The sequence below is a fragment of the Kitasatospora sp. NPDC018619 genome, from assembly GCF_044391605.1.
GTDB lineage: Bacteria > Actinomycetota > Actinomycetes > Streptomycetales > Streptomycetaceae > Kitasatospora.
In genome coordinates, this window is record NZ_JBISAI010000028.1 from 59,334 (window position 1) to 81,257 (window position 21,924).

Genomic DNA, 21,924 nt, shown 5'->3' on the forward strand with positions numbered 1-21,924 from the left:
ACCGGCCCCGGCCGGGCCGCTCAGCCCGTCCAGGCGCCGCCGGCCAGGAAGGACTCCAACGCCGCCCGGTAGGGCGCGATGTCGATCCGCTCGCCCGCCAGCCAGTCGTCCGAGTAGTACTTGTCCAGGTAGCGGTCCCCGGGATCGCAGATCAGGCCGACCACGCTGCCCGTCCGCCCGGCCTCCCGCATCTCGGCGACGATCCGCAGCGCGCTCCACAGGCCCGTCCCGGTGGAGGCCCCCGCCTTCTTGCCGAGCACCTGCTCCAGCACCCGTACGGCGGCGATCGACGCGGCGTCCGGCACCTTCATCATCCGGTCGATCGCCCCGGGGACGAAGCTCGGCTCCATCCGCGGCCGCCCGATGCCCTCGATCCGCGAACCGCTCTCGCAGAGGGCCCCCGGGTCGTGGCGCACCCAGCCGTCGAAGAAGCACGAGTTCTCCGGGTCCGCGACGCAGATCCTGGTGTCGAACTGCATGTAGTGCACGTACCGGGCGATGGTGGCCGAGGTGCCGCCGGTCCCGGCGGTGGCCACGATCCAGGCGGGCTCGGGGTGCGGCTCCAGGCGCAGCTGGGCGAAGACCGATTCGGCGATGTTGTTGTTGCCCCGCCAGTCGGTGGCCCGCTCAGCGTAGGTGAACTGGTCCATGTAGTGCCCGCCGGTCTCCTCGGCGAGCCGGGCGGAGGCCTCGTACACCTCGTCCGGGCGCTCGACGAGGTGGCACTCGCCGCCGTGGAAGCGGATCAGGTCGATCTTGGCCTGGCTGGTGCTCTTGGCCATCACGGCGATGAACGGCACCCCGACGAGCTGGGCGAAGTACGCCTCGGAGACGGCGGTGGAGCCGCTGGAGGCCTCGATCACCGGCTTGCCGGGCCGGATCCAGCCGTTGCAGAGCCCGTAGAGGAAGAGCGAGCGGGCCAGGCGGTGCTTGAGCGAGCCGGTCGGGTGGGTGGACTCGTCCTTGAGGTAGAGGTCGATCCCCCACCGCGCGGGCAGCGGGAAGCGCAGCAGGTGGGTGTCGGCGGAGCGGTTGGCGTCGGCCTGGACCTTGCGCACCGCCTCCTTGAGCCAGGCGCGGTACTCCCGGTCGGAGCGGTCGACATCCGCGGTCGGCTCGATGCCGGGCTGGGTGCTCATGGTCGCTGTCTCCTCGTGGCTGGCCCCCGCTGATCACTACGAGTGTATGGGGGGCACGATAAGTCACGATTTTCAGAGGGCCAGCTTCCGCTTATCGGCGGTCGGGGCAGCACCGGCGCGCTCGCCCCTCAGGGCAGCACCGGCACCGACTGCGGGTCCGCCAGGTACGGCCCCCAGCCCAGCTCGGCCGCACCCGCGAGCGCGCCGTGCGCCAGCTCCGCGCCGACGATCGGCACCCGGCCGCTGCGCCCCCACAGGCTGCGCTCGGCGACCACCGACCGCAGCCGGTCCGGCGCGGCCTCCAGCAGGTCGAGGTGCAACCCGCTGAGGACCACCCGGTCCGGGTTGAGGATGTTGGCGACGCCCGCCAGTCCGAGGCCGAGCCGGTCGATGACGTGCTCCACCGCCGCCCGCGCCCGGCCGTCCGTGGCGGCCGCCTGGCACAGCTCGCGCGCCTGGTCGAGCAGCGGGCGGCCCGGCTCCGGAGTGAGCCCGGCGGCGGCGAACAGCGCGTCGGGGTCGGTCTCGGAGTTCAGGCAGCCCCGGTTGCCGCAGACGCAGGGGCGGCCCTGCGGGTCCACGGTGAGGTGGCCGACCTCCAGGGCGAGGCCGGCGCTGCCGGTGTGCAGGTGCCCGTCGATGACCAGCGCGCCACCGACCCCGCGGTGGCCGGAGGTGACGAAGAGCAGGTGGCGGGCGCCGCGGCCGGCACCGTGGCGGTACTCGGCGAGCGCGGCCAGGTTGGCGTCGTTGGCGATCGCGGTGGGCAGCGGGCGCAGCGCCCTCGGTCCGTGGTCGGCGCGTCCGACCTCGACGTCGTACAGGTCGGCGACGGGAGTGCCGCTGGGCCAGGCGAAGTGCAGTGCGGCGAGCGCGGTGCCGTCCGGCTCGGTGACCGGGTTGGGCAGCGCGAGCGCGGCGCCCAGGCAGCGGCGGTCGGTCGCGCGGGCGAGCTCGGCTCCGGCCACGGCGACGGCGCGCAGCATCCGGACCGGGTCGGTGGCGGCCGGCAGCGGCAGGTGGACGGGCGGGTCGAGCAGTCCGCCGAGGCCGGCCAGGGTGACGCTCAGTCCGTCGGCGTGGATCTGCCCGGCGACCACGACCGGGCCGTGCGGGTCGATCGCGAGCCGGTGCGACGGGCGGCCGCGGCCGCCGCCGGCCGGGCGCGAGTCGACGGTGATCAGGCCGAGCGCCTCCAGCTCGGCGGTGACCGCGCCGGCCGTGGCCCGGGTGACGTCCAGGGCGCGGGTGAGCGCCGAGCGGGTCGGCGTCTGGCCGGTGTGGATCAGGGCGAGCGCGGGGCCGAGCAGCGTCCGCCCGCGGTCGGGAGCCGCGCGGCGGTGGTTGTCGCGCTGCGCGTCGGAGTCGTTCCCGGTACCGGGCCTCGGGCTTGATGGTGAGAGCTGCACGCCCCTATTGTGACTTTGTGTCGCTTCGAAACAAAATCGGTTCCCGCACCCGGCCGGTCCACCCCTCCTCCCAGTCTCGCAGCACACCCCCGGTGACCGACAGCCCCTGGGGCCCCGCACGTGTCGCCCTCACCGCGTTCTTCGCCGTCGACGGCTTCCTCTTCGCCGCCTGGGTCGTCCGCATCCCGGACGTCCGCAGCCAGGTCAGCGCCTCGCACAGCGCCCTCGGGCTCGCCCTGCTCTGCCTGTCCTTCGGGGCCGTCCTCACCATGCCGCTGGTCGCGCGCCTCTGCCTGCGGTACGGCTCGCGCCCGGTGACCGTCGGCTCGCTCGTCCTGCTCAGCCTCGCCGTACTGCTGCCCGCGCACGCCCACTCGGTCACCGCGCTCGGCGGGGTGCTGCTGCTGTTCGGGGCGGGGTACGGCGGGGCCAACGTCGCGATGAACAGCGCGGCCGTCGACCTGGTCGCACAGCTGCGGCGGCCCGTGATGCCGAGCTTCCACGCCGGGTACAGCTTCGGCGGGCTGGCCGGCACCGGCGTCAGCGGACTGCTCGCCGGCCCGCTGAGCACCGGGTGGGCGCTCACGCTCAGCGCGGCGCTGGGCATGGCCGTCACCGTCGGCGCGGGCGTCGTCCTGCTGCGCAGCCCGGCGGCGACAGCGGTCGTGCCCGGGAGCACCGGGCACGCGGCGGGGGCATCCGGCGGCGCGGGGGCGTCCGGCAGCGCGAGGGCGGACGCAGGCACGGTGGCCCGCAACCGCACCCGACTGCTCGTCCTGCTGCTCGGCCTCACGGCGCTCTGCACCGCGTACGGCGAGGGCGCCGTCGCCGACTGGGCCACGCTCCACCTCACCGACGACGTCCGGGCGAGCTCCGTAGTGGCCTCCACGGGGTACGGCGCGTACGCGTTCGCAATGGCGGGCGGGCGGGTCGGCGGCACCTGGCTGTCCATCAGGCTCGGACAGACCCGGCTGATGCTGCTCGGCGGGCTGACGGCGGCGGGCGGGATGCTGGTCGCCGCCCTGGCGCCGGTGGTGCCGGTGGCAATCTGCGGGTTCGTGCTGGTCGGGCTGGGCCTGGCCAACCTCTTCCCGCTCGCCATCGCCCGGGCCGGCGCGGCGGGCGGGCCACAGGGCGTCGCGCTCGCCTCCTCGCTCGGCTACGGGGGGATGCTGATCGGCCCGGTGGTGATCGGCTTCCTCGCCGACGCGGCCGGGCTGCCGCTGGCCCTCACCACGGTCGCGCTCGCGGCCACCGTGGCGGCGCTCCTGCCGTTGTCGGTGGGGCGGCAGACGACGGAGGAACGGTGACGGCTGACGGCTGACGGCTGACGGGCGACAGCTTTCGGCGAACAGATCACAGCTGACGGATGACAGATAACAGATTCTGAAATCTGTCAGCTGTGATCTGTCGGCTGTGCCCCGTCAGCCGTCATCTCGCATGTGACAGGATGCAGGGCCATGACGACCAGCGAACGCTTCCGGGTACTGCGGGCGAGCGAGCGTCCGGCGACGGCGTGGCTCAACGGGGGCGGGGTGACCAGGGAGGTCGCCGGATTCCCGGCCGGGGCCGGACTGGACGCCTTCGACTGGCGGGTCAGCCTCGCGGACGTCGCCTCGGCCGGGCCGTTCTCCCCCTTCCCCGGGATCGACCGGGTGATCACCCTGGTCGAGGGCGCCGGCATGGCACTCACCGTCGACGGCGCCGAGCAGCTGGTCGACGCGCCCTTCCGGCCGTTCGCCTTCTCCGGCGACGCCACCACCGACTGCCGCCTGCTGGCCGGCCCGGTGGTGGACTTCAACGTGATGACGCGTCGCGGGCGGGTCGAGGCCGCGGTCGACCTGGCCACCACGGACACCACCGTCGGCGTGCCGGACGGGCACACCGTCCTCCTGGTCTGCCTCTCCGGCACCGCCGCCACCGCCACCGCCGACGGCGACAGCGACAGCGCCCACGACGCCGAACTCGCCCGCTACGACGCCGCGTTGCTCGACGCCCCGGGCACGTACGCGCTGCACCCGAACGGCACCACCGCCGTCGTCACCTTCCGCACCTTCCGCACCACGCGCTGACGGCCCGCACGCGGGCCACCGGCCGGCGCTCCCGCCTCACCCGCAGAGCACGGGCGTGGCGTGCGCCGGGTCCAGCGCGTTGGTCACCAGGTGCAGCGCCGTCGGTGAGAACGCGATCCCGACGTGCTCCACCAGCGAGACCGGGCAGTGCTCCTGCACGACCTGGTTGTCCACGTCCGGGCCGCTCAGGAACTGGGTCCGCCACGGGGTGACGACCTCGTCGAGGACCGTCGAGACCACGGTGTACCGCACGCCCGGCACGGTGTCCGGCCGCGAGGCCATCAGCCTGTTGAAGTCGGAGCCCACCGCCTGGTCCCGGCAGGCCTGGCAGACCGTGTAGATCAGGTCCGCGACCCCCGGGAAGTACGGCGCCAAGTTCACGATCCCGTCCAGCGTCGTCCCGTGGTTGGAGGGCGCCAGCCCGACCAGTGCGCCGACCTTGGGCCCTCCGCCGAGGAACTTGAGGTAGTAGTTGGGCAGCATGCCGCCCTGCGAGTGCCCGACGATGTCGACCTTGGCGGCGCCGGTCGCGGTCCGCACCAGGTCCACGAACCGGTCGAGTTGGGCCGCCGACTCCGGTACGGGCTTGAGGCCGCCGATCGGCAGCAGCAGGCCGCTGCCGCTGGAGGTGACCCCGGGGACGGTCCCGTAGTCGAGGGCGAAGACGCAGTAGCCGAGGCTCTTCAGCAGCGGGGAGAGCGCCAACCAGTTCTCGTACCGGTTGGCGAAGGTCCCGTGCACCAGGACCACCGGGTCGGGGCGCGCCGCACTCGGGCGGCAGGCCCAGTCGTTGGCGCCGGGCGGCGAGGCCACCGTGTCACCGTCCGGCGGCAGTTCGGCAGCCGAAGCAGCCGAAGCAGCCGTACCAACCGAGTCAGCCGAGACGGCCGACGCGACCGACGCGGCCGACGCCGGCCCGGCGGCACGCGCCGGCGCGGCCGTCGCGCCGACCAGCAGCGCCCCCGCCAGCAGCAGTGCGCCCAGCGCGCCACCGGCCCTGCCGCGAGCCGGAGTCGGGGGGAAGCGGAGAAGTGGGGTTCTCAACCGTTGCCTCCACAGCGGAAGTTTGTTACCAACAGGTAACCCGAGGGATCCATCATGCGGTCGCCCCTCCGGCCCGGCCCTTGGGCGTTCCCCAGACCTGGACGGTGTTCTCTGTGACCGGTCACAACGCACCCCACTGCACACCCCCGCACACCGCCGACCGGGCGCCCGGCTGGCGCGTCCCGGTGATCGGCGGGATCCCGGCCGACCAACGACTCCTCGGCGGCGCACGGGAGCTGGCCGAGGCCGTGGTCGCCGCCCTGCTGGAACGGGTCCCGGTCTACCGCCGGCTGCCGCGCGAGCAGCTCACCGGCGAACTGACCCGGGACATCGAGTGCCGCATCCGTGCACTCGCCCACACCGTGCGGACCGGACTCCCCACCCCTGCCGAGGAGTTCACCGCCGTCCGGGAGTCCGCCGCCCGACGCGCCGAGGAGGGCCTGCCGCTGGACGCGGTCCTGCTCGCCCACCACCTCGGCCTGGAGGTCTGCTGGGAGTTCGCCACCCGGCACGCCCGGGGCGGCGACGCCGCCGCCCTGCTCACCCTCAACCGCCTGCTGCTCGAACAGCTCCGCCAGGCCGCCACCGCCGCCGGGGCGGGCTACCTGGACGGCCGGCACCCCGCCGTCGGCCGACGGGGCCCGGCCCGGCACTCCCTGCTCGGCGCCCTGCTCGCGGGCGCCCCGGCCGAGGAGGCCGCCGACCGCGCCGGGCTCCGATTGCCCACCGGGTACGCCGTGCTCTGCCTGTCCCTCGCCGACCACCCCGACGAGCACTCGCCCGGTGTCGACCGGGGCATCGCCGCCCTCCGCAAGCTCCGCCGCTTCGAGGCCGAACTCGACCACCGCACCAGGCAGTCGGCGCTCTCCGCGCTCACTCCCACCGGCGGCCTGGTGCTCGTCCCGTTCGGGGCGTCACCCGCCCCGGGCGAGGCCGACGCCGAGGAGGCGCCCTGGCCGCTGCTCGCCGCCACCCTCGCCGCGGCCGCCCGGGCGGCCGGTGCGCCTGCCCTGGCCGGCGCCGCCTCGGCCGCCCCTGCCGAGGTGCCCGGTGCGGCCGCGCTCGCCTGCGAAGTCCTGGACGTGGCACGGGCCTTCGGCCGGGCACCGGGGCTCCACCGGCTGGACGACATCCTGCTGGAGTACCAGCTCACCCGGCCCAGCCGGGCCCGCGCCCGGCTCGCCGCGCTGCTCGAACCGCTCGACGACGCCGGGGAGTTGCTCATCACCCTCCAGACCCACCTGGCCGGAGGTCTGAACCGTCGGCACACCGCGAGCGCCCTGCACCTGCACCCGAACACCGTCGACTACCGGCTGCGCCGGATCGCCGCGCTGACCGGCCTGGATCCGGCTCGCCCCGCCGACGTCCCGCGGATCACCGCCGCCATCGCCGCCCGGACGGCCGAACAGGCCTCCCTCACCGGGTAGTTCACCCCGAGGGCCCCGGCCGGCGGAAGGCACCCCGCCCCCGGGGCGCGAAGTCAGTCCCGCTCCCCCGGCAGCCGCAGGTCCCAGCCGACCAGGGCACGCAGCTGCTCCGCGGTCACGCCGTCCGGCACCGGCTGCGGAGCGTCGTGGCGCAGCGGCGGCTGCCAGCCCTGCTCCTCGGTCCAGCGGCGCACCACCTTCGCCGGGGCCCCGGCGACCACGCTGTGGTCGGGCACCTCGCCGCGCACCACGGCGCCCGCCGCGACCACCACGTTGCGGCCGATCCGCGCCCCCGGCAGGATCACCGCCCCGGTACCGATCCAGCTGCCCGCGCCGATCTCCACCGGTTCGTTGCGCGGCCACTGCTTGCCGATCGGCAGCTCGGTGTCCCGGTACTCGTGCGCCTGGTCGCTGATGTACACGCCCGGCCCGGTCCACACGTCGTCGCCGATGACGATCGACTGGTGGCCGACGATGTGGCTGTCCCGGCCGATCACGCAGCCGCCCCCGATCCGCACGATCGGCTCCGGCCCGAGGTCGAGCCCGGGCAGGAACCCGGCGCTGACGGTGACCCGCTCGCCGATGATCGAGAACGGCCCGATGGTGATCCACCGCTCGTTGAACACCGCACCGAGCGGGAAGCTGAGCGTCGTGCCGTCCCCCAGCTCGCCGAACCGGTACGGACCGGGGTTGCGGTTGGTGACCGCGCCGGTCCGCTGCACCCAGCGCCACCCCCGGTGGACGAGGCGTCCGGCGGCACGGCGACCACCGGTCCGGACGGCTGAGACGAGGGAACGGTTTATCGGCATGCGCTCACGTTACCGACCCGTAGCATCCGCCCGTCCACCGGGAGCCGCTCGAAGGAACGTCCGAAACCCGCGGTCGGCGGCGGGCCACGGTGGAAGACTCCGTCCCATGGAGACCACCGAGCACATCGACGCCCTGCGCCGCGAGGGCACCCGACTCGCCGAGGCCGCGGCCCGCACCGGCCTGTCCGCCCCCGTACCGACCTGCCCGGGGTGGCGGCTGGCGGACCTGCTGCGGCACGTCGGGTCCGTCCACCGCTGGGCCGCCGCCTTCCCCTCCCGGGGCCTGCGGGCACCGCTGGACGGCGCCGACGCGGAGGCCGCCATCGGGCCGAAGCCCTCCGACGCCGGCCTGCTCGACTGGTACCGCGAGGGCCACGGCGCCCTGGTGGACGTGCTCAGCTCGGCACCCGCCGACGTGCAGTGCTGGACCTTCCTGCCCGCGCCCAGCCCGCTGGCGTTCTGGGCCCGGCGCCAGGCCCACGAGACCGCCGTCCACCGCCACGACGCGGACGCGGCGGCCGGCGCGCCCGGCCCGGTCGTGGACACCGCGCTCGCCCTCGACGGCATCGACGAGCTGCTGCGCGGCCTCATGGCCGGCAGCCGGTCCAAGCTGCGCAGCGACCGGCCGCGCACCCTCCGGGTCCGGGCCACCGACGGCGCCGGCTCCTGGCACCTGACCATCACCCGGGAGCCGCCGGCCGTCACCGCCGGCGAGGGCCCCGAGCCGGCCGACCTGACCCTCTCCGGCCCCGCCGAGGAGCTCTACCTGCTGCTGTGGAACCGGCTACCCGCCGGGCCGGCCGGGAAGGTCCGGGCGGTCGGCGACGAGGGCCTGCTCGACCTCTGGCGGGCCGCCGCGATCTGATCTCGCGACGGCCGTTCCCCAGGCGATCGCGACTGCTTGTACCCCGGGCGCGGCGCAGCGCAGGCCGGCCCGGGGCCAGCCGTCAGCGCACCCAGCGCGCGGGCCGCTTCTCCAGGAAGGAGCGCATCCCCTCCTGCGCCTCCGCCGACCCGAAGAGCCGCGCCGACAGCTCCACCAGCTCGTCCGCGTCCCGCTCGAAGGAGCGCACGACCTCGGCGTTGGCCAGTCGCTTCGATTCCGCCAGGCCCTGCGGGGAGCCCAGGCGCAGCGCGTCCAGCAGGCCCTTCAGCACCACGCCGGTGGACTCGGCGGAGTCGGCGGCGCTGGTGACCAGCCCGATCCGAGCGGCCTCGGCGGCGTCGAAGACCTCGCCGGTGAGGTAGTAGCGGGAGGCCGCCCGCGGGTCCAGCTTCGGGCGCAGCGGCAGCGAGATGACGGCGGGCGCGAGACCGAGCCGCACCTCGGTGAAGGCGAAGGTCGAGGCCGGTCCGGCGACGGCGAGGTCCGCCGCACCGATGAGTCCGAGGCCGCCGGCCCGGGCGTGCCCGTCGACGACGGCGATCACCGGCTTGGCGCAGTCCACGATCGCCCGCTGGAGCTCGACCAGCCCGCGCGGGCCCACCGTCGGGTCCGCGCCGGTCGCCTCGGAGAGGTCCGCGCCCGCGCAGAACACCTTGCCGGTGTGCCCGAGCACGACCGCGCGGACCTCCGGGTCGGCCGCGGCCGACGCCAGTCCGGCGTGCAGCTCGGCCATCAGCCGGGTGGAGAGCGCGTTGCGGTTGTGCGGCGAGTCGAGGGTGAGCGTGGTGACGGCGTCGGCGGTGCTGACGCGGACGAGGGGCTCTGCGCTGGTCATCGGCGGTCCTGCTTTCCGGCTGAGGGTGGGTCGGACTGCGGGTGCGGCCCGGGAGGTCCCCGGACGACGCCCGGACGACTCTGGCACGCCCACCCGCCCCTCGGCCAGAGCGAACCGGAGCGGGCCCCGGACCGGGTCGTGGCCGAACCCGAAACCGAAACCGAAGCCACACCAAGGCCGACCAGGGCCGCACCCAAGGCCGAACCCGGGGCCGCCCCCGAGGCCGAGGCCGAGCCGGGCTTGCAGACCCGACGGATCATGGATCAGGATCCGTCCCATGACCACCTCTCACCTCACCCACATCACCGAGCCGCCCGGAGTCGCGCCCGGCACCGGCTACACCCAGGTCGTCACCGCAAGCGGCCGACTGGTCCAGGTGTCCGGCCAGGTCGCCCTCGACGAGAACCGGGACCTGGTCGGCGCGGGGGACCCGAAGGCCCAGGCCCGGCAGGTCTTCGAGAACCTGCGTCGCTGCCTGGCCGCCGCCGGGGCCGGCTTCGGGGACGTCGTGAAGTTCACCTACTTCGTGACCGACATCGCCGACCTCCCCGTCATCCGCGAGATCCGCGACGAGTACCTGGGCGATGTTCCGCCGCCCGCCTCCTCCGCCGTGCAGGTGGCCGCGCTGTTCCGGCCCGACGTGCTGATCGAGATCGAGGCGCTGGCGGTCGTCCGGGAGTAGCACGCACACGCGGGAGCGGCGGGGAGCAGCAGCGGGAAGCAGCGCAGAGCAGCGGGGAGCAGCGGGGAGCAGCGGGGAACACCGGGAACAACTCCCCAGTGGTACAGACCTGTTGACGCATTGGTCCAGTCCTCCTACAGTTCCCATGCCTTGCCTCCCCACGGCACAGGCATCGATCGCACACGGATCAACCAAGGTTCTACGTCCCCCTGTTCAACCCCCACAGCCACAGGGAGAACCATGTCCGCTCGATCCCGGGCCGGGCGCCCGCGCGTGCGCAGCAGACTGCTGGCGCTGCTCTCCGCCCTGCTCCTCCCCCTCGCCGCGCTCACCGCGCTGGCCGCCCCGGCGAACGCCGCCGGGAAGCTCACCGCCACCTTCACCACGGCCGACAACGGCTCCTGGTGGCAGGGCACCTACATCGTCCACAACGACAACGCGACCGCGGTGAGCGGCTGGACCCTGGAGTTCGACCTCCCGACCGGCGTCACCATCGGCAACAGCTACAACGGGACCGCGACCGTCAACGGCCGGCACGTCACCGCCACCGCGGCGTTCTACAACTCCACCGTCAACGCCCACGCCACCACCGAGCCGTACAGCTTCTGGTTCGTCGGCAACGGCCCGGTCTCCACGCCGCTCAACTGCCGCATCAACGGCGACAAGTGCGACGGCACCGCGGACGTCCCGCCGTCCGCGCCGGGCACCCCGACCGTCACCGAGTCCACCGCGCACACGCTGGCGCTGAGCTGGCCGGCCGCCACCGGCGGGGACTTCCCGGTCGTCGGCTACGACGTGCTGAGCGGCGCCACCGTACTCGCCTCCAGCCCGTCCACCAGCGCGCTGGTCACCGGCCTCACCCCGGCCACCTCGTACACCCTGACCGTCCGCGCCAAGGACAGCCGCGGCAACACCGGCCCGCTCAGCGCGGGCGTCACCGCGTCCACCTTCGACCCGTCCACCGACACCTCGCCGCCCACCGCGCCGAGCGGCCTGCGGGCCACGGCGGTCGGTTCGACCGACGTGACGCTCGCCTGGAACGCCGCCACCGACAACGTCCGGGTCGCCGCGTACGACGTCTACCAGGGCGGCGCCCTGGTAGCCACGGTCACCGGCAGCACGCTCGGCACGACCGTCGGCAGCCTCTCGCCGTCCACCGCCTACACCTTCACCGTGAAGGCCCGGGACGCCGCCGACAACGCCTCGCCCGCCTCCGCCCCGCTCCCGGTGACCACCGCGGACCTGGTCGGCGCCGGGAAGTACGCGCGGGTCGGCTACTTCGTCCAGTGGGGCATCTACGGCCGCCAGTACTTCGTCAAGAACCTGGACACCTCGGGCGCCGCCGCCAAGCTGGACGTCATCAACTACGCCTTCGAGAACATCGATCCGGTCAACCTGACCTGCCAGGCGGGCGTCACCAAGGGCACCACCGGCAACCCGGAGGACCCGGACCAGGGCACCGGTGCCGGTGACGCCGACGCGGACTACGGCCGGGCGATGAGCGCCGACCAGTCGGTGGACGGGGTGGCCGACGACGGCTGGGGCAAACTCCGCGGCAACCTCAACCAGTTGAAGAAGCTCAAGGCCAAGTACCCGAAGCTGAAGGTGGTCGTGTCGCTCGGCGGCTGGACCTACTCCAAGTACTTCTCGGACGTCGCCGCCACCGACGCGTCCCGCCAGAAGTTCGTCAAGTCCTGCGTCGACACCTGGATCAAGGGCAACCTGCCCGCCTACAACGGCGCCGGCGGCGACGGCGTGGCGGCCGGGATCTTCGACGGCTTCGACATCGACTGGGAGTGGCCCGGCTCCGGCGACGGCCACCCCGGCAACCACTGGAGCGCCGCCGACAAGGGCAACCTGACCCTGCTGCTGGCCGAGTTCCGCAAGCAGTTGGACGCCCTGGGCGGCTCCCACAAGCTGCTCACCGCCTTCACCCCGGCCGACCCGGCGAAGGTCGCCGCCGGCTGGGACCTCTCGAAGATCTTCACCTCTCTGGACATCGCCAACGTCCAGGGCTACGACTTCCACGGCTCGGGCAGCGACAACTCCTGGGAGCCGAACCGCACCGGCCACGCCTCCAACCTCTACCAGGACGCGAACGACCCCTACCCCACCCACTTCAGCATCGACACGGCCGTCCAGACGTACCTGGGCGCCGGGGTCAACCCGCGCAAGCTGACCATCGGCTTCCCGTTCTACGGACGCGGCTGGCAGAGCGTCGCGGACGGCGGCGCGAACGGCGCCTGGCAGTCTGCGAACGGCGCCGCACCGGGCCAGTTCAGCGACGAGGCCGGCACCCGCGGGTACCACAACCTGATCACCAGCCTCTCCGGGCTCACGGTCTACCACGACCCCAAGTCCGTTGCGACGTGGGGCTACACGGGCGCCGGCGGGCAGTGGTGGTCCTTCGACGACGCCTGGTCGATCTCGCAGAAGACCGCCTACCTCAAGTCGAAGAACCTGCTCGGCGGCATGATCTGGGAGATGTCCGGCGACACCCCGTCCGGCACCCTGATGACCGCACTGGACACCGGGCTCAAGTAGCACCGGGCGACACCCGGGCACCCGGCCGGCCCCCGGACGACACCGGGGCCGGCGCCCCTCCCGCACCGGGAGGGGCGCCGGCCCCGCACCGCGCCGAACGCGCCACGCGCCGGAGCAGCTACCGCGACACCATCGCCGTCAGCCGCCGCGCGGCCCGGTTCTGCCGCAGCACCTGGGCGAAGGAGGTCCGCCCCTGGGTGGTCCCGGCGAAGGCCCGCCAGGCCGCCGGCACCAGGCTGACCGCCGCGTGGAACAGGTACGGCCGCCGCTCGAAGGCGCCCAGCAGCTGCTTGCCCGCGCGCATCTCCACGCCGAGCCCGGCCTTGACCGCGAACGCGTAGTTCAGCGCCTCGCGCCGCACCGCCGTCGCGTCGCCCGCCTCGGCGACCTTCACCGCCCACTCGCCGGCCAGCCGTCCGGAGCGCAGCGCGTACGAGATGCCCTCGCGGGTCCACGGCTCCAGCAGCCCGGCCGCGTCCCCGGCGACCAGCACCCGGCCGCGGGAGAGCGGCGAGTCCTCGGCCCGGCAGCGGGTCAGGTGCCCCGACTCGACCCGGGGGGCGAACCCGGACAGGCCCAGCCGGCGGATGTAGTCGGCGAGGTACTGCTTGGTCCGCTCGCCGTCGCCGCGCGCCGAGATGACGCCGACGGTCAGGCTGCTGGTCTCGGTCTTCGGGAACACCCAGCCGTAACTGCCGGGCAGCGGGCCCCAGTCGAGGTGGATCCGGCCCGCCCAGTCGGCGGCGACCTGCGCCGGCACCGGGATCTCCGCCTCCAGGCCGAGGTCGATCTGGTCGAAGGTGACGCCGACGTGCCGGCCGATCCGGCTCGCGCTGCCGTCCGCGCCGACCACGGCCCGGGCCTCGAAGGTCCGCCCGTCGGCGGCCGTCACCAGGGCCGTGCGGTGCTCGCCGCCGCGCTGCTCGACGCCGGTGACGGCCACTCCGGTGACCAGCACCGCCCCGGCCTGCTTGGCCGCCTGCACCAGGCGCAGGTCGAACTCGTCCCGGTTGACCAGGCCGAACAGCATCCGCTTGGAGCGCCGGGTGCGGGTGAACCGGCCGTCGTAGGCGAAGGTGACGGCGTGCACCCGGTCCTGCAGCGGCAGCCGGAAACCCGGCGGCAGGCTGTCCCGGGAGGGGCCGATGATGCCGCCGCCGCAGGTCTTGTAGCGGGGGTGCTCGGCCTTGTCGAGCAGCAGCACCCGGCGGCCCTGGGCCGCCGCGGCGTGCGCGGCCGAGGAGCCGGCCGGTCCGGCGCCGACCACCACGACGTCCCAGACGCCGTCCGGCGGCGCGGCCGCGTCGTCGATCGGACCGCCCTCGACCGTGCTGTCGAGCGGGCTACGGGAATCGGAGCTTCCGGAGTCAGTCACGACGAGCAATCCTATGCGTCCGGCCCGGCCGGACGAGCGCGCCGCCCCCGGTCCGCGGCACACCCCCGGAACCCTCCGTTCCGTTCAGCCTATGATCGGCGGTACCGCAGCCCGCCTCCTCCGCCCGCCACCCGAGGGCGGACCGTCACCCCGGAGCCCCGATGTCACAGCCCCTGGCCGACGCCGTCCGGTCCCTGATGGACCGTGCCCGCACCGACCTCGCCGAGCTGGTCGCCTTCCCGTCGGTCGCCGACCCGCGCCAGTTCCCGGTCGAGGAGTGCGAGAAGGCCGCCCGCTGGGTCGCCGACGCCTTCGCCGCCGAGGGGCTGACCGGCATCCGGCTGCTGGACACCCCGGACGGCACCCGGTCCGTCTACGGCGAGCTGCCCGGACCCGAGGGCGCGCCGACCGTCCTGCTCTACTCGCACTACGACGTCCAGCCCCCGCTGGACGAGGCCGCCTGGCTGAGCCCCGCCTTCGAGCTGACCGAGCGCGACGGCCGCTGGTACGGGCGCGGCGCGGCCGACTGCAAGGGCAACATCCTGATGCACCTGACGGCGCTGCGGGCGCTGCGCCAGGTCCACGGCGACGCCTACCCGGTCAGCCTGAAGATCATCGTCGAGGGCTCCGAGGAGCAGGGCACCGGCGGCCTGGAGCGCTACGCCGAGGCCCACCCCGAGCTGCTCGCCGCCGACGCCATCGTCATCGGCGACACCGGCAACTTCGCCCCCGGCCTGCCCACCGTGACCACCTCGCTGCGCGGCATGACGATCGTCGAGGCCACCGTCACCACGCTGGCCGGCAACCTGCACTCCGGGGCCTTCGGCGGCGCCGCCCCGGACGCGCTCCAGTCGCTGGTCCGGATGCTGGCCTCGCTGCACGACGAGAACGGCGACGTCGCGGTGGCCGGTCTGGCCGCCGACCAGACCTGGAGCGGCGTGCAGTACCCGGAGGAGCAGTTCCGCGCCGACGCCAAGGTGCTCGACGGCGTCGCCCTGACCGGCACCGGCACCATCGCGGACCGCCTCTGGGCCCGCCCGGCCGTCACCGTCCTCGGCATCGACGCCCCGCCGGTGGTCGGCGCCACCTCCTCCGTCCAGGCCACCGCCCGGGCCCTGATCAGCCTGCGCGTCGCGCCGGGCACCGACGCGGCCGCCGCCCAGGACGCCCTGGTCGCCCACCTGGAGGCCCGGGTCCCGCTCGGCGCCCGGCTCACCGTCGAGCGCCAGGGCAACGGCTCGCCGTTCCGCGCCGACACCAGCGGCCCGGCGTACGAGGCGATGGGCGAGGCGATGGCCGAGGCCTTCGGCACCGCGATGGTCTCCTCCGGCGAGGGCGGCTCGATCCCCCTCTGCAACACGCTGCGCACGCTCTACCCGCACGCCGAGATCGTGCTGATCGGCGTCGAGGACCCGACCACCCAGATCCACGCCGTCAACGAGAGCGTCGACCCGCGGGAGCTGGAGAAGATGGCCCTCACCGAGGCGCTGTTCCTGCGCCGCTACGCGGAGCTGCGCTCCGCCTGACGGACCGTCGCCACGGCGTCCCGACGGGTCTCCCGGCGGGCGTCCGGCCGCCCGCCGCGCAACCGGCGGGCGGCCGCCAGCACCACCGCGTACCCGACCGCACCCGCCGCGAGCCCGGCCCCGGCGCCGAAGCAGACCTCCGGCACCGGGTTCCGCCGCAACGGGCTCAGCCGGTGCAGCACCCCGGCGGCCGTCGCCGCGCCCAGCACCGCGACGGCCGCCCGCCGGGCCCGGGGCGCCAGCCGCACGGCCGGCCGCACCGGCTGCGCCGCCCGCACCGCGCGCGCCGCCCAGCCGCCCAGGAGCGCCAGGGCGAGCGCCGAGCTGCCGTACTGCACCACCTCGTACAGCGGGACCCCGACCACCGGCCGGTCCAGTACGGGCAGCAGCCGCGTCCCCAGCCGGCCACCGTGGGTGAAGGCGTCCCAGCCGACGTGGGTGGCCGCGCCGAGCGCCGCCGAGGCCGCGAACCAGGCGGCCCCGGCGAGCGTCCCACCGGCCGCCCGACCGGGCGCCGCGGCGCCCGTACCGGCGCCCGCGGCCCCGCGCGCGCCGCCGGACCGCCGGGCGGTCAGGGCCTCGGCGCCGCCCGCCCAGCGCTCGGGCAGCAGCGCCACCACCGGGGCGCGCAGCAGCCCGTGCCAGCCGCCCACCAGCGCACCGGCGATCGCCACGTCCAGCGTCGGCACCGCCCACCAGCGGTGCGTCAGCCCGCCGTGGCCGTACACCCCGGGCAGCAGGGACTCGGCGAAGAACGGCACGTCCGGCGCCATCGAGCCGGCGACCAGCGCCGACGCCACCAGCGGCCCGCGCGCCCCGGCGGCACGCAGCAGGGGCAGGACGGCGGCGGGGTGGCTCAGGGTGAACGGCATGCCCCCATCCTCCTCCGCGGACAGCGGCGCGGCGCACCGCGCCCCGGCCCGGGCCCCGCCGACGGGCGCTACGCCGCGTCCGCCGTACTCGCCAGCCCGACGGCCACCCGGCTCCCCGCCTCCAGGTACCGCAGCTCGCCGCTGCGCCGCGCGTCCAGCGCCGCCGCCAGCCGCCGGTAGCGCCCCGGGGGCAGCAGCTCCCCGGCCTCGTCCAGGGTGACGAAGCGACAGCCGCGCAGTTCCTCCTGCTGGAGCAGCAGGTTCTGCCGGCCCTCCGCGTCCAGCAGGCCGCCGTCGTACACCAGCCGCAGTCCGCCGCGGCGCGGGCCGGTGCGCGGCTCCCAGTCGACGGCGAGCAGGCGCAGCACGGACGGGTCCAGGCGCAGGCCCAGCTCCTCGGCGGTCTCGCGCAGGGCGGCGTCGGTGGGGGCCTCGCCGCGTTCGACGACGCCGCCGGGGAAGTCCCAGTCGGGCTTGTAGACCGGGTCGACCAGCAGGACCCGGTCCTCCTCGTCGAAGAAGAGGACGGCGGAGGCCACGGTGTCCCCGGTCGGGTCCGGGCTCTGCACGATCGGGCAGCGGGCGGCGCCGACCCGGACGAGTTCGGCGATCCGGTGCGCGGTCTCCCGGGGGGTGAGCTCGCCGGTGTCGATCATCCGGGCGTCCCCGACCAGCCAGCGGCGGGCGGCGCGGTAGCGGGGCAGGTGTTCGAGGCACCAGGTGCGGACCCGCTCGCTGCCCTCCGGATCGCCCGGGCACTCCTCGCGGCGGGCAATCCGGTCGCGCAGGATCGTTTCTTCAGGGTCCAGGACGACGTGGTGCACCGTGATCCCGTGCGAGGCCAGGCCGCCGAAGATCTCGTCCCGGTAGTCCTCCCGCAGCAGCGTCATCGGGACCACCAGCGGGCCCCCGACCTCGCCGAGCAGCGCCGCCGCCGTCTCGGGGACTAGCCGGCGCCAGGCCGCCAGGTCCTGGAAGTCGGACACCGTCGCCAGCCGGTCGGCCGGGAGCATCCGGCGCAGGCCGAAGCCCACCAGCTCGGGATCGAAGAGCACGCTCCCGGGCAGCAGTTCCACCAGCTCGCGGCAGGCGCTCGTCTTGCCCGCCCCGAATGTGCCATTGACCCAGACGATCACAACGTCCCCTGCCCTCGACTTCCCCCGGTACCGTTCGCACCGGGCAGCGCCCCCGTTGGTCGAACCAGCGCCACCCGTGGTGGTACCCGCGCCGCACCGCTCCCCATGCCTCCCCGACGCGCCCGCCCGCGCGCCCCGGCCCTGCCCCGTGACAGCGGCATGTGCCCAGGTCAGCCACCCGCCTACGGAAATATGCAGATCGGTCTACTTCGCGACGGCACCTCCGCACCACCGCGGGGACACCGGGCGCCCGGTGGGTCGACCTGCCGTGCACGCCCCGCTCGCACGCTTTGCGCGCCCCCTCTTGTACGCCCCTGCGCCCCCTCCGCGCGCCCCCGGTCCGGATCGAACCCACCCTGCGCCCGACCGCCTCCGCCCGCCTCCTTGCGCCGTCCACGCCCCGCCGCGTACAGAGGAACGATGAAGCTGCTCCCCGCCGGCCGGGTCGTCGTCATCGGCTCGGTCAACACCGACCGCATCCTCCGCTGCCCCGTGCTCCCCTCCCCCGGCGAGACCGTCCTCGCCACCGCCGCCACCCGGGGCTTCGGCGGCAAGGGCGCCAACCAGGCGGTGGCGGCAGCCCGGATGGGGGCAGCGACGCACCTGGTCGCCAAGGTCGGGCGGGACGCGGAGGGCGAGGCGGCCTGTGCCGACCTGAGGGGCGCTCAGGTCGAGACGGGCGCCGTGCTCACCCACCCGGACGCACCCACCGGCCAGGCGGTCGTCATGGTCGACCCGGCCGGTGAGAACAGCATCGTCGTCCTGCCCGGCGCCAATGCCCGGCTCACCCCGCAGGAGGTCACGGCCGCACTCGCCCGGCTCCGGCTGCTCCCCGTCGACGTGGTCCTGACCAGCAACGAGGTCCCGGCGGAGTGCATCCGGGCGACCGCCGCCGCGCTGCCCGCCGCCGGCCCCTCGGGCGGCACCCGCTGGCTCCACAACACCGCCCCCGCGGGCCCCCTCCCGGAGCCGGGAGCGACCGGACGCCGCCCGCTGGTCGTCGCGAACGCCGTCGAGGCCCGCCAGCTCACCGGCGCCGCCGACGTCCACGAGGCCGCCCTGGCGCTGGCCGCGCGCGGCGAGGGCGCCGTGGTCACCCTCGGCGGCGCGGGCGCGCTGGTCGTCGTGGACGGACCACCGGTCCGGCTGCCCGCCCCGGCCGTCCGGGTGGTCGACACCACCGGCGCCGGCGACGTCTTCTGCGGCGCCCTCGCCGCCGCACTGGCCGGCGGCGCCGGGCTGCCGGACGCGGCCGCCACCGCCGTCGCCGCCGGGGCGTTCGCCGTCACCGGCCTCGGCGCCCGCGGCGCGCTGCCCCGCCCGGCCGACCTCTGACCCGGCGTCGGAGCACCCGGCCCGCCCGGCAGGCCGAACGCCCCCCGGCACGCGGAACACCCGTCGGGGTGCCGGGCCGGCCCGGCACCCCGACGGGCGCAGGACGGCCTGCTACGGGCGGCCCATGAACGTCGGGTAGTAGCCGCTGCTGATCCCCGAGACCCGGACGTTGGTGCCGGGGCGCGCGGCCTCGACGTACCGGTTGTCACCCAGGTAGATCGCCACGTGCTGGATGCCCCGGGCCGTCCCGTCCGGCGCCCAGAACAGCAGGTCGCCGCGGCGCAGCTGGCTCGCCCTGATCGGCGTCGTCGCGGCGAACTGGTCGTTCGCCACCCGCGGCAGCTGGATCCCGCCGCGTCGGAAGGACTGCTGCACCAGGCCCGAGCAGTCGTAGCCGTCCGGCCCGTTGCCGCCGTGGCGGAAGGGCACGCCCAGCTGGGCGAGCGCGAACTGCACGGCGGTCTCGACGTCCCGGTCCTCGGCGACGGAGTCGTCGGAGTAACCCGGGCCCGCCTGGTCCGAGGAGGAGCCGCGCCCGGTGCGGTCGAGGTAGACGTCGTAGTGGGAGGTCCAGCGCCATTCGCCCTTGCTGTTGCGGAACCAGTAGCGCGAGCCGTCCCAGCCCTCGGTGATCCCCCCTGAGGACCTGGTGGCCTTGGCCGCGGAGGGCGAGCCCCCGCCGGTCCGGGCCGCGTACACGCCGTAGTGCGAGGTCCAGCGCCACTGCCCCTGGCTGTTCTTGAACCAGTACCGGGAGCCGTCCCACCCGGCGTGCGCCGGGGCGGGCTCGGCGGCCGCGGGGCTGACGCCGGTGCCCAGGCCGATCACGCCGGCGCCGGTCGCGATCACGGCCACCATGCCTATCCCCCGACGGAGCCGCGCGGTGCGGGACGGGCGGGCGGGTCGGACGGCGGCAGCGTCCTGCTGCCCGGTCGGTTCGGCGGCGGCCTCCGGCGCGCCGGTGTTGACGGTGGTCATCGTGCTGACTTCCTTCACTGCTGCGGACCGCTGCGGACTGCAACGGATGCTGTGGCCGGCCAGGACTGGCCGTGCTTGGCGGCGGAGCCCCCGTCCGGCACGCCGCGGCTTCCGGTCCTGCGACCGGAAGCCGCGGCGTGTCGTGCGGGTATTCGGTTCTGCCTGCGTGTCACGTTATGCACGCGTCCGCTCACCGCGCGCAGTGGAGTGCGCCAATGGAAGGGTCACGGGCGGTGAGCGCCGACGGCGCATCAGGGTGAACGCCCGTCACCCGAGGGGGCGTCCGGAGCCCGTTCCTCAGCGGCCGCCGGCCTCCGCCAGCAGCTGCTTCTTCAGCACCTTCCCCAGGGCGTTCCTGGGCAGTTCGGGCACCAGGACGACCCGGCGCGGCCGCTTGTGCACCGAGAGCCGCTCCGCCACGAAGGCCGTCAGCTGGTCCCCCGTCACGGCGCCGTCCGCGATGACGTACGCGACGATCGCCTGTCCGAGGTCCTCGTCCGGCACCCCGACCACGGCCGCGTCGGCGACGGACGGGTGGTCGCGCAGCGCCGCCTCCACCTCGCCGGCGCCGATCCGGTAGCCGCCGCTCTTGATCAGGTCCACCGAGGCGCGGCCGACGATCCGGTGGAAGCCGTCCGCCCCGATCACCGCCACGTCGCCGGTGCGGAACCAGCCGTCCGCCGTCCACGCCTCGGCGTCCGCGTCCGGCCGGTTGAGGTAGCCGCTGAACAGCGTCGGGCCGCAGACCTGGAGCTCGCCGACGCTCTCCCCGTCGGCGGGCACCGGCGCGCCGTCCTCGCCGACCAGCCGGGTGCTGACCCCGTCCACCGGCAGCCCGACGCTGCCGGGGCGCCGCTCGCCGTCCGCCCGGGTGCTGACGGTGATCAGCGACTCGGTCATCCCGTACCGCTCGATCGGGGCGTGCCCGGTGAGCGCCGCCAGCTTCCCGAACACCGGGACGGGCAGCGGCGCGCTGCCGGAGACCAGCAGCCGGGCCGGGGCGAGCCGGGCCGCCGCCTGCGGGTCCGCCGCCAGGCGGGACCAGACCGTGGGCACCCCGAAGTACAGGGTGCCGCCCGCGGTCGCGTACCCCTCCGGGGTGGGCCGCCCGGTGTGCACCAGCCGGCTGCCGGTGCGCAGGGCGCCGAGCACCCCGAGCAGCAGCCCGTGCACGTGGAACAGCGGCAGGCCGTGCACCAGGGTGTCCCCGGCGGTCCACTGCCAGGCGGCGGCGAGGGCGTCCAGGTCGGCGGCGACCGCCTCGCGCCGGATCACCACGCCCTTGGGCGCGCCGGTGGTGCCCGAGGTGTAGAGCACGAAGCCGGTCGCCCCGGCGGCCGGTTCGGCGTGGGTGGTGGCGGAGCGCCGCGCCGGGTCGACCGGCAGCCCCGGCACCGAGGTGTCCGGCGGAAGGACCTCCCCGACGGCGTGCGCGAGCAGCGCCGCGCCCGAGTCGCGCAGGATGTGCTCGCGCTCCTTGGGCCCCGAGTCGGGCGGCAGCGGCACCACCGGGACGCCCGCCAGCAGGCCGCCCACCACGGCGGTGACGGTCTCGACGGTGGGCCGGGCGAGCACGGCGAGCGCCGGGGCGCCGGCCACCCGGTCGGCGACGGCGGTCGCCGCGCCCAGCAGCTCCTCCCGGGAGAGCGTGCGCCCGTCGATCCGCAGCGCGTCCGCCCCGTCGCCGAAACCGCCCTGAAGTGCCGTCAGCAGTGCCATGCCACCGTCCTCGCCTCGTTCCGTGCCACCGCGCCGCGCCCGTGCGCCGCGCGCTCGCCCCGCGCGTCCGCCTCCGCGGCACGCCTCGGCGCCGACTCTACGGGCCGCCGTCCCGCCCGCCGCGCCCCGGGGAGGG

At 75.2% G+C, this 21,924-nt stretch carries 18 protein-coding genes; 8 read left to right on the forward strand and 10 right to left on the reverse strand.

Features of this window, described 5'->3' with window-relative positions; genetic code table 11:
- Positions 1-20: 20 nt before the first annotated feature.
- Both ACH5AR_RS31120 and ACH5AR_RS31125 read right to left on the reverse strand, forming a co-directional pair.
- Positions 21-1,139, reverse strand: a complete 1,119-nt coding sequence (locus tag ACH5AR_RS31120; RefSeq protein ID WP_396304869.1) for a PLP-dependent cysteine synthase family protein — start codon at positions 1,137-1,139, stop codon at positions 21-23.
- A 128-nt stretch (positions 1,140-1,267) separates the two neighbouring features.
- A complete protein-coding gene (locus ACH5AR_RS31125) occupies positions 1,268-2,548 on the reverse strand; it encodes an ROK family protein (protein WP_396304870.1) in 1,281 nt (426 codons plus the stop codon).
- On the opposite strand from ACH5AR_RS31125, the gene ACH5AR_RS31130 reads away from it, so the two are divergent.
- Positions 2,533-3,858 (forward strand): MFS transporter, encoded by a 1,326-nt coding sequence (locus ACH5AR_RS31130; RefSeq protein WP_396304871.1) that lies wholly within the window; start codon positions 2,533-2,535, stop codon positions 3,856-3,858. The genes ACH5AR_RS31125 and ACH5AR_RS31130 overlap by 16 nt on opposite strands.
- 150 nt (positions 3,859-4,008) lie before the next feature.
- Positions 4,009-4,620 carry a HutD family protein gene (locus ACH5AR_RS31135; RefSeq protein WP_396304872.1) on the forward strand — a complete coding sequence of 204 codons (612 nt, stop codon included), beginning with the start codon at positions 4,009-4,011 and terminating at the stop codon, positions 4,618-4,620.
- A gap of 36 nt (positions 4,621-4,656) precedes the next feature.
- Here the strand turns inward: ACH5AR_RS31135 and ACH5AR_RS31140 are convergent, their stop codons facing one another.
- On the reverse strand, positions 4,657-5,574 hold the full coding sequence (locus ACH5AR_RS31140) for an esterase/lipase family protein (protein ID WP_396304896.1): 918 nt from the start codon (positions 5,572-5,574) through the stop codon (positions 4,657-4,659).
- Between the two features lie 203 nt (positions 5,575-5,777).
- Here ACH5AR_RS31140 and ACH5AR_RS31145 point away from each other — a divergent pair, with 203 nt between their 5' ends.
- A complete protein-coding gene (locus tag ACH5AR_RS31145) occupies positions 5,778-7,091 on the forward strand; it encodes a PucR family transcriptional regulator (protein WP_396304873.1) in 1,314 nt (437 codons plus the stop codon).
- A 53-nt stretch (positions 7,092-7,144) separates the two neighbouring features.
- On the opposite strand, the gene ACH5AR_RS31150 is transcribed toward ACH5AR_RS31145, so the two are convergent.
- Entirely contained in the window at positions 7,145-7,900 is a 756-nt protein-coding gene (locus ACH5AR_RS31150) for a DapH/DapD/GlmU-related protein (RefSeq protein WP_396304874.1), read from the reverse strand.
- Positions 7,901-8,006: 106 nt separating this feature from the next.
- Between ACH5AR_RS31150 and ACH5AR_RS31155 the strand changes: the two genes are divergently transcribed.
- Positions 8,007-8,765 carry a maleylpyruvate isomerase family mycothiol-dependent enzyme gene (locus tag ACH5AR_RS31155; RefSeq protein WP_396304875.1) on the forward strand — a complete coding sequence of 253 codons (759 nt, stop codon included), beginning with the start codon at positions 8,007-8,009 and terminating at the stop codon, positions 8,763-8,765.
- Between the two features lie 82 nt (positions 8,766-8,847).
- Here the strand turns inward: ACH5AR_RS31155 and ACH5AR_RS31160 are convergent, their stop codons facing one another.
- Entirely contained in the window at positions 8,848-9,621 is a 774-nt protein-coding gene (locus ACH5AR_RS31160) for an enoyl-CoA hydratase family protein (protein ID WP_396304876.1), read from the reverse strand.
- Positions 9,622-9,898: 277 nt separating this feature from the next.
- On the opposite strand from ACH5AR_RS31160, the gene ACH5AR_RS31165 reads away from it, so the two are divergent.
- Positions 9,899-10,303, forward strand: a complete 405-nt coding sequence (locus ACH5AR_RS31165; RefSeq protein ID WP_396304877.1) for a RidA family protein — start codon at positions 9,899-9,901, stop codon at positions 10,301-10,303.
- Positions 10,304-10,543: 240 nt separating this feature from the next.
- Entirely contained in the window at positions 10,544-12,847 is a 2,304-nt protein-coding gene (locus tag ACH5AR_RS31170) for a glycosyl hydrolase family 18 protein (RefSeq protein ID WP_396304878.1), read from the forward strand.
- A gap of 118 nt (positions 12,848-12,965) precedes the next feature.
- On the opposite strand, the gene ACH5AR_RS31175 is transcribed toward ACH5AR_RS31170, so the two are convergent.
- Complete coding sequence (locus ACH5AR_RS31175) at positions 12,966-14,159, reverse strand: geranylgeranyl reductase family protein (RefSeq protein ID WP_396304897.1); 1,194 nt, start codon at positions 14,157-14,159, stop codon at positions 12,966-12,968.
- A gap of 224 nt (positions 14,160-14,383) precedes the next feature.
- Between ACH5AR_RS31175 and ACH5AR_RS31180 the strand changes: the two genes are divergently transcribed.
- The gene (locus tag ACH5AR_RS31180) at positions 14,384-15,748 is read left to right on the forward strand and encodes a dipeptidase (protein ID WP_396304879.1); all 1,365 of its coding nucleotides are present in this window, start codon (positions 14,384-14,386) and stop codon (positions 15,746-15,748) included.
- Here ACH5AR_RS31180 and ACH5AR_RS31185 read toward each other — a convergent pair.
- Complete coding sequence (locus ACH5AR_RS31185) at positions 15,724-16,620, reverse strand: DUF4184 family protein (RefSeq protein ID WP_396304880.1); 897 nt, start codon at positions 16,618-16,620, stop codon at positions 15,724-15,726. The genes ACH5AR_RS31180 and ACH5AR_RS31185 overlap by 25 nt on opposite strands.
- A gap of 68 nt (positions 16,621-16,688) precedes the next feature.
- Complete coding sequence (locus ACH5AR_RS31190; RefSeq protein WP_396304881.1) at positions 16,689-17,756, reverse strand: NUDIX domain-containing protein; 1,068 nt, start codon at positions 17,754-17,756, stop codon at positions 16,689-16,691.
- Positions 17,757-18,176: 420 nt separating this feature from the next.
- Between ACH5AR_RS31190 and ACH5AR_RS31195 the strand changes: the two genes are divergently transcribed.
- On the forward strand, positions 18,177-19,091 hold the full coding sequence (locus tag ACH5AR_RS31195; RefSeq protein ID WP_396304882.1) for a PfkB family carbohydrate kinase: 915 nt from the start codon (positions 18,177-18,179) through the stop codon (positions 19,089-19,091).
- Positions 19,092-19,202: 111 nt separating this feature from the next.
- Here ACH5AR_RS31195 and ACH5AR_RS31200 read toward each other — a convergent pair whose 3' ends face one another.
- Positions 19,203-20,069: a C40 family peptidase gene (locus ACH5AR_RS31200; RefSeq protein ID WP_396304883.1), complete on the reverse strand. Its 867-nt coding sequence runs from the start codon at positions 20,067-20,069 to the stop codon at positions 19,203-19,205.
- A gap of 297 nt (positions 20,070-20,366) precedes the next feature.
- On the reverse strand, positions 20,367-21,788 hold the full coding sequence (locus tag ACH5AR_RS31205) for an acyl-CoA synthetase (protein WP_396304884.1): 1,422 nt from the start codon (positions 21,786-21,788) through the stop codon (positions 20,367-20,369).
- Positions 21,789-21,924: the final 136 nt, after the last annotated feature.

Excerpts from the sequence above, each read along its gene's own strand:
- ACH5AR_RS31120 (WP_396304869.1), bottom strand. The coding sequence starts at position 1,139 with ATGAGCACCCAGCCCGGCATCGAGCCGACCGCGGATGTCGACCGCTCC.
- ACH5AR_RS31170 (WP_396304878.1), top strand. The coding sequence starts at position 10,544 with ATGTCCGCTCGATCCCGGGCCGGGCGCCCGCGCGTGCGCAGCAGACTG.
- ACH5AR_RS31135 (WP_396304872.1), top strand. The coding sequence starts at position 4,009 with ATGACGACCAGCGAACGCTTCCGGGTACTGCGGGCGAGCGAGCGTCCG.
- ACH5AR_RS31155 (WP_396304875.1), top strand. The coding sequence starts at position 8,007 with ATGGAGACCACCGAGCACATCGACGCCCTGCGCCGCGAGGGCACCCGA.
- ACH5AR_RS31205 (WP_396304884.1), bottom strand. The coding sequence starts at position 21,788 with ATGGCACTGCTGACGGCACTTCAGGGCGGTTTCGGCGACGGGGCGGAC.
- ACH5AR_RS31160 (WP_396304876.1), bottom strand. The coding sequence starts at position 9,621 with ATGACCAGCGCAGAGCCCCTCGTCCGCGTCAGCACCGCCGACGCCGTC.
- ACH5AR_RS31130 (WP_396304871.1), top strand. The coding sequence starts at position 2,533 with ATGGTGAGAGCTGCACGCCCCTATTGTGACTTTGTGTCGCTTCGAAAC.
- ACH5AR_RS31150 (WP_396304874.1), bottom strand. The coding sequence starts at position 7,900 with ATGCCGATAAACCGTTCCCTCGTCTCAGCCGTCCGGACCGGTGGTCGC.
- ACH5AR_RS31185 (WP_396304880.1), bottom strand. The coding sequence starts at position 16,620 with ATGCCGTTCACCCTGAGCCACCCCGCCGCCGTCCTGCCCCTGCTGCGT.
- ACH5AR_RS31195 (WP_396304882.1), top strand. The coding sequence starts at position 18,177 with ATGAAGCTGCTCCCCGCCGGCCGGGTCGTCGTCATCGGCTCGGTCAAC.
- ACH5AR_RS31180 (WP_396304879.1), top strand. The coding sequence starts at position 14,384 with ATGTCACAGCCCCTGGCCGACGCCGTCCGGTCCCTGATGGACCGTGCC.
- ACH5AR_RS31200 (WP_396304883.1), bottom strand. The coding sequence starts at position 20,069 with ATGACCACCGTCAACACCGGCGCGCCGGAGGCCGCCGCCGAACCGACC.
- ACH5AR_RS31165 (WP_396304877.1), top strand. The coding sequence starts at position 9,899 with ATGACCACCTCTCACCTCACCCACATCACCGAGCCGCCCGGAGTCGCG.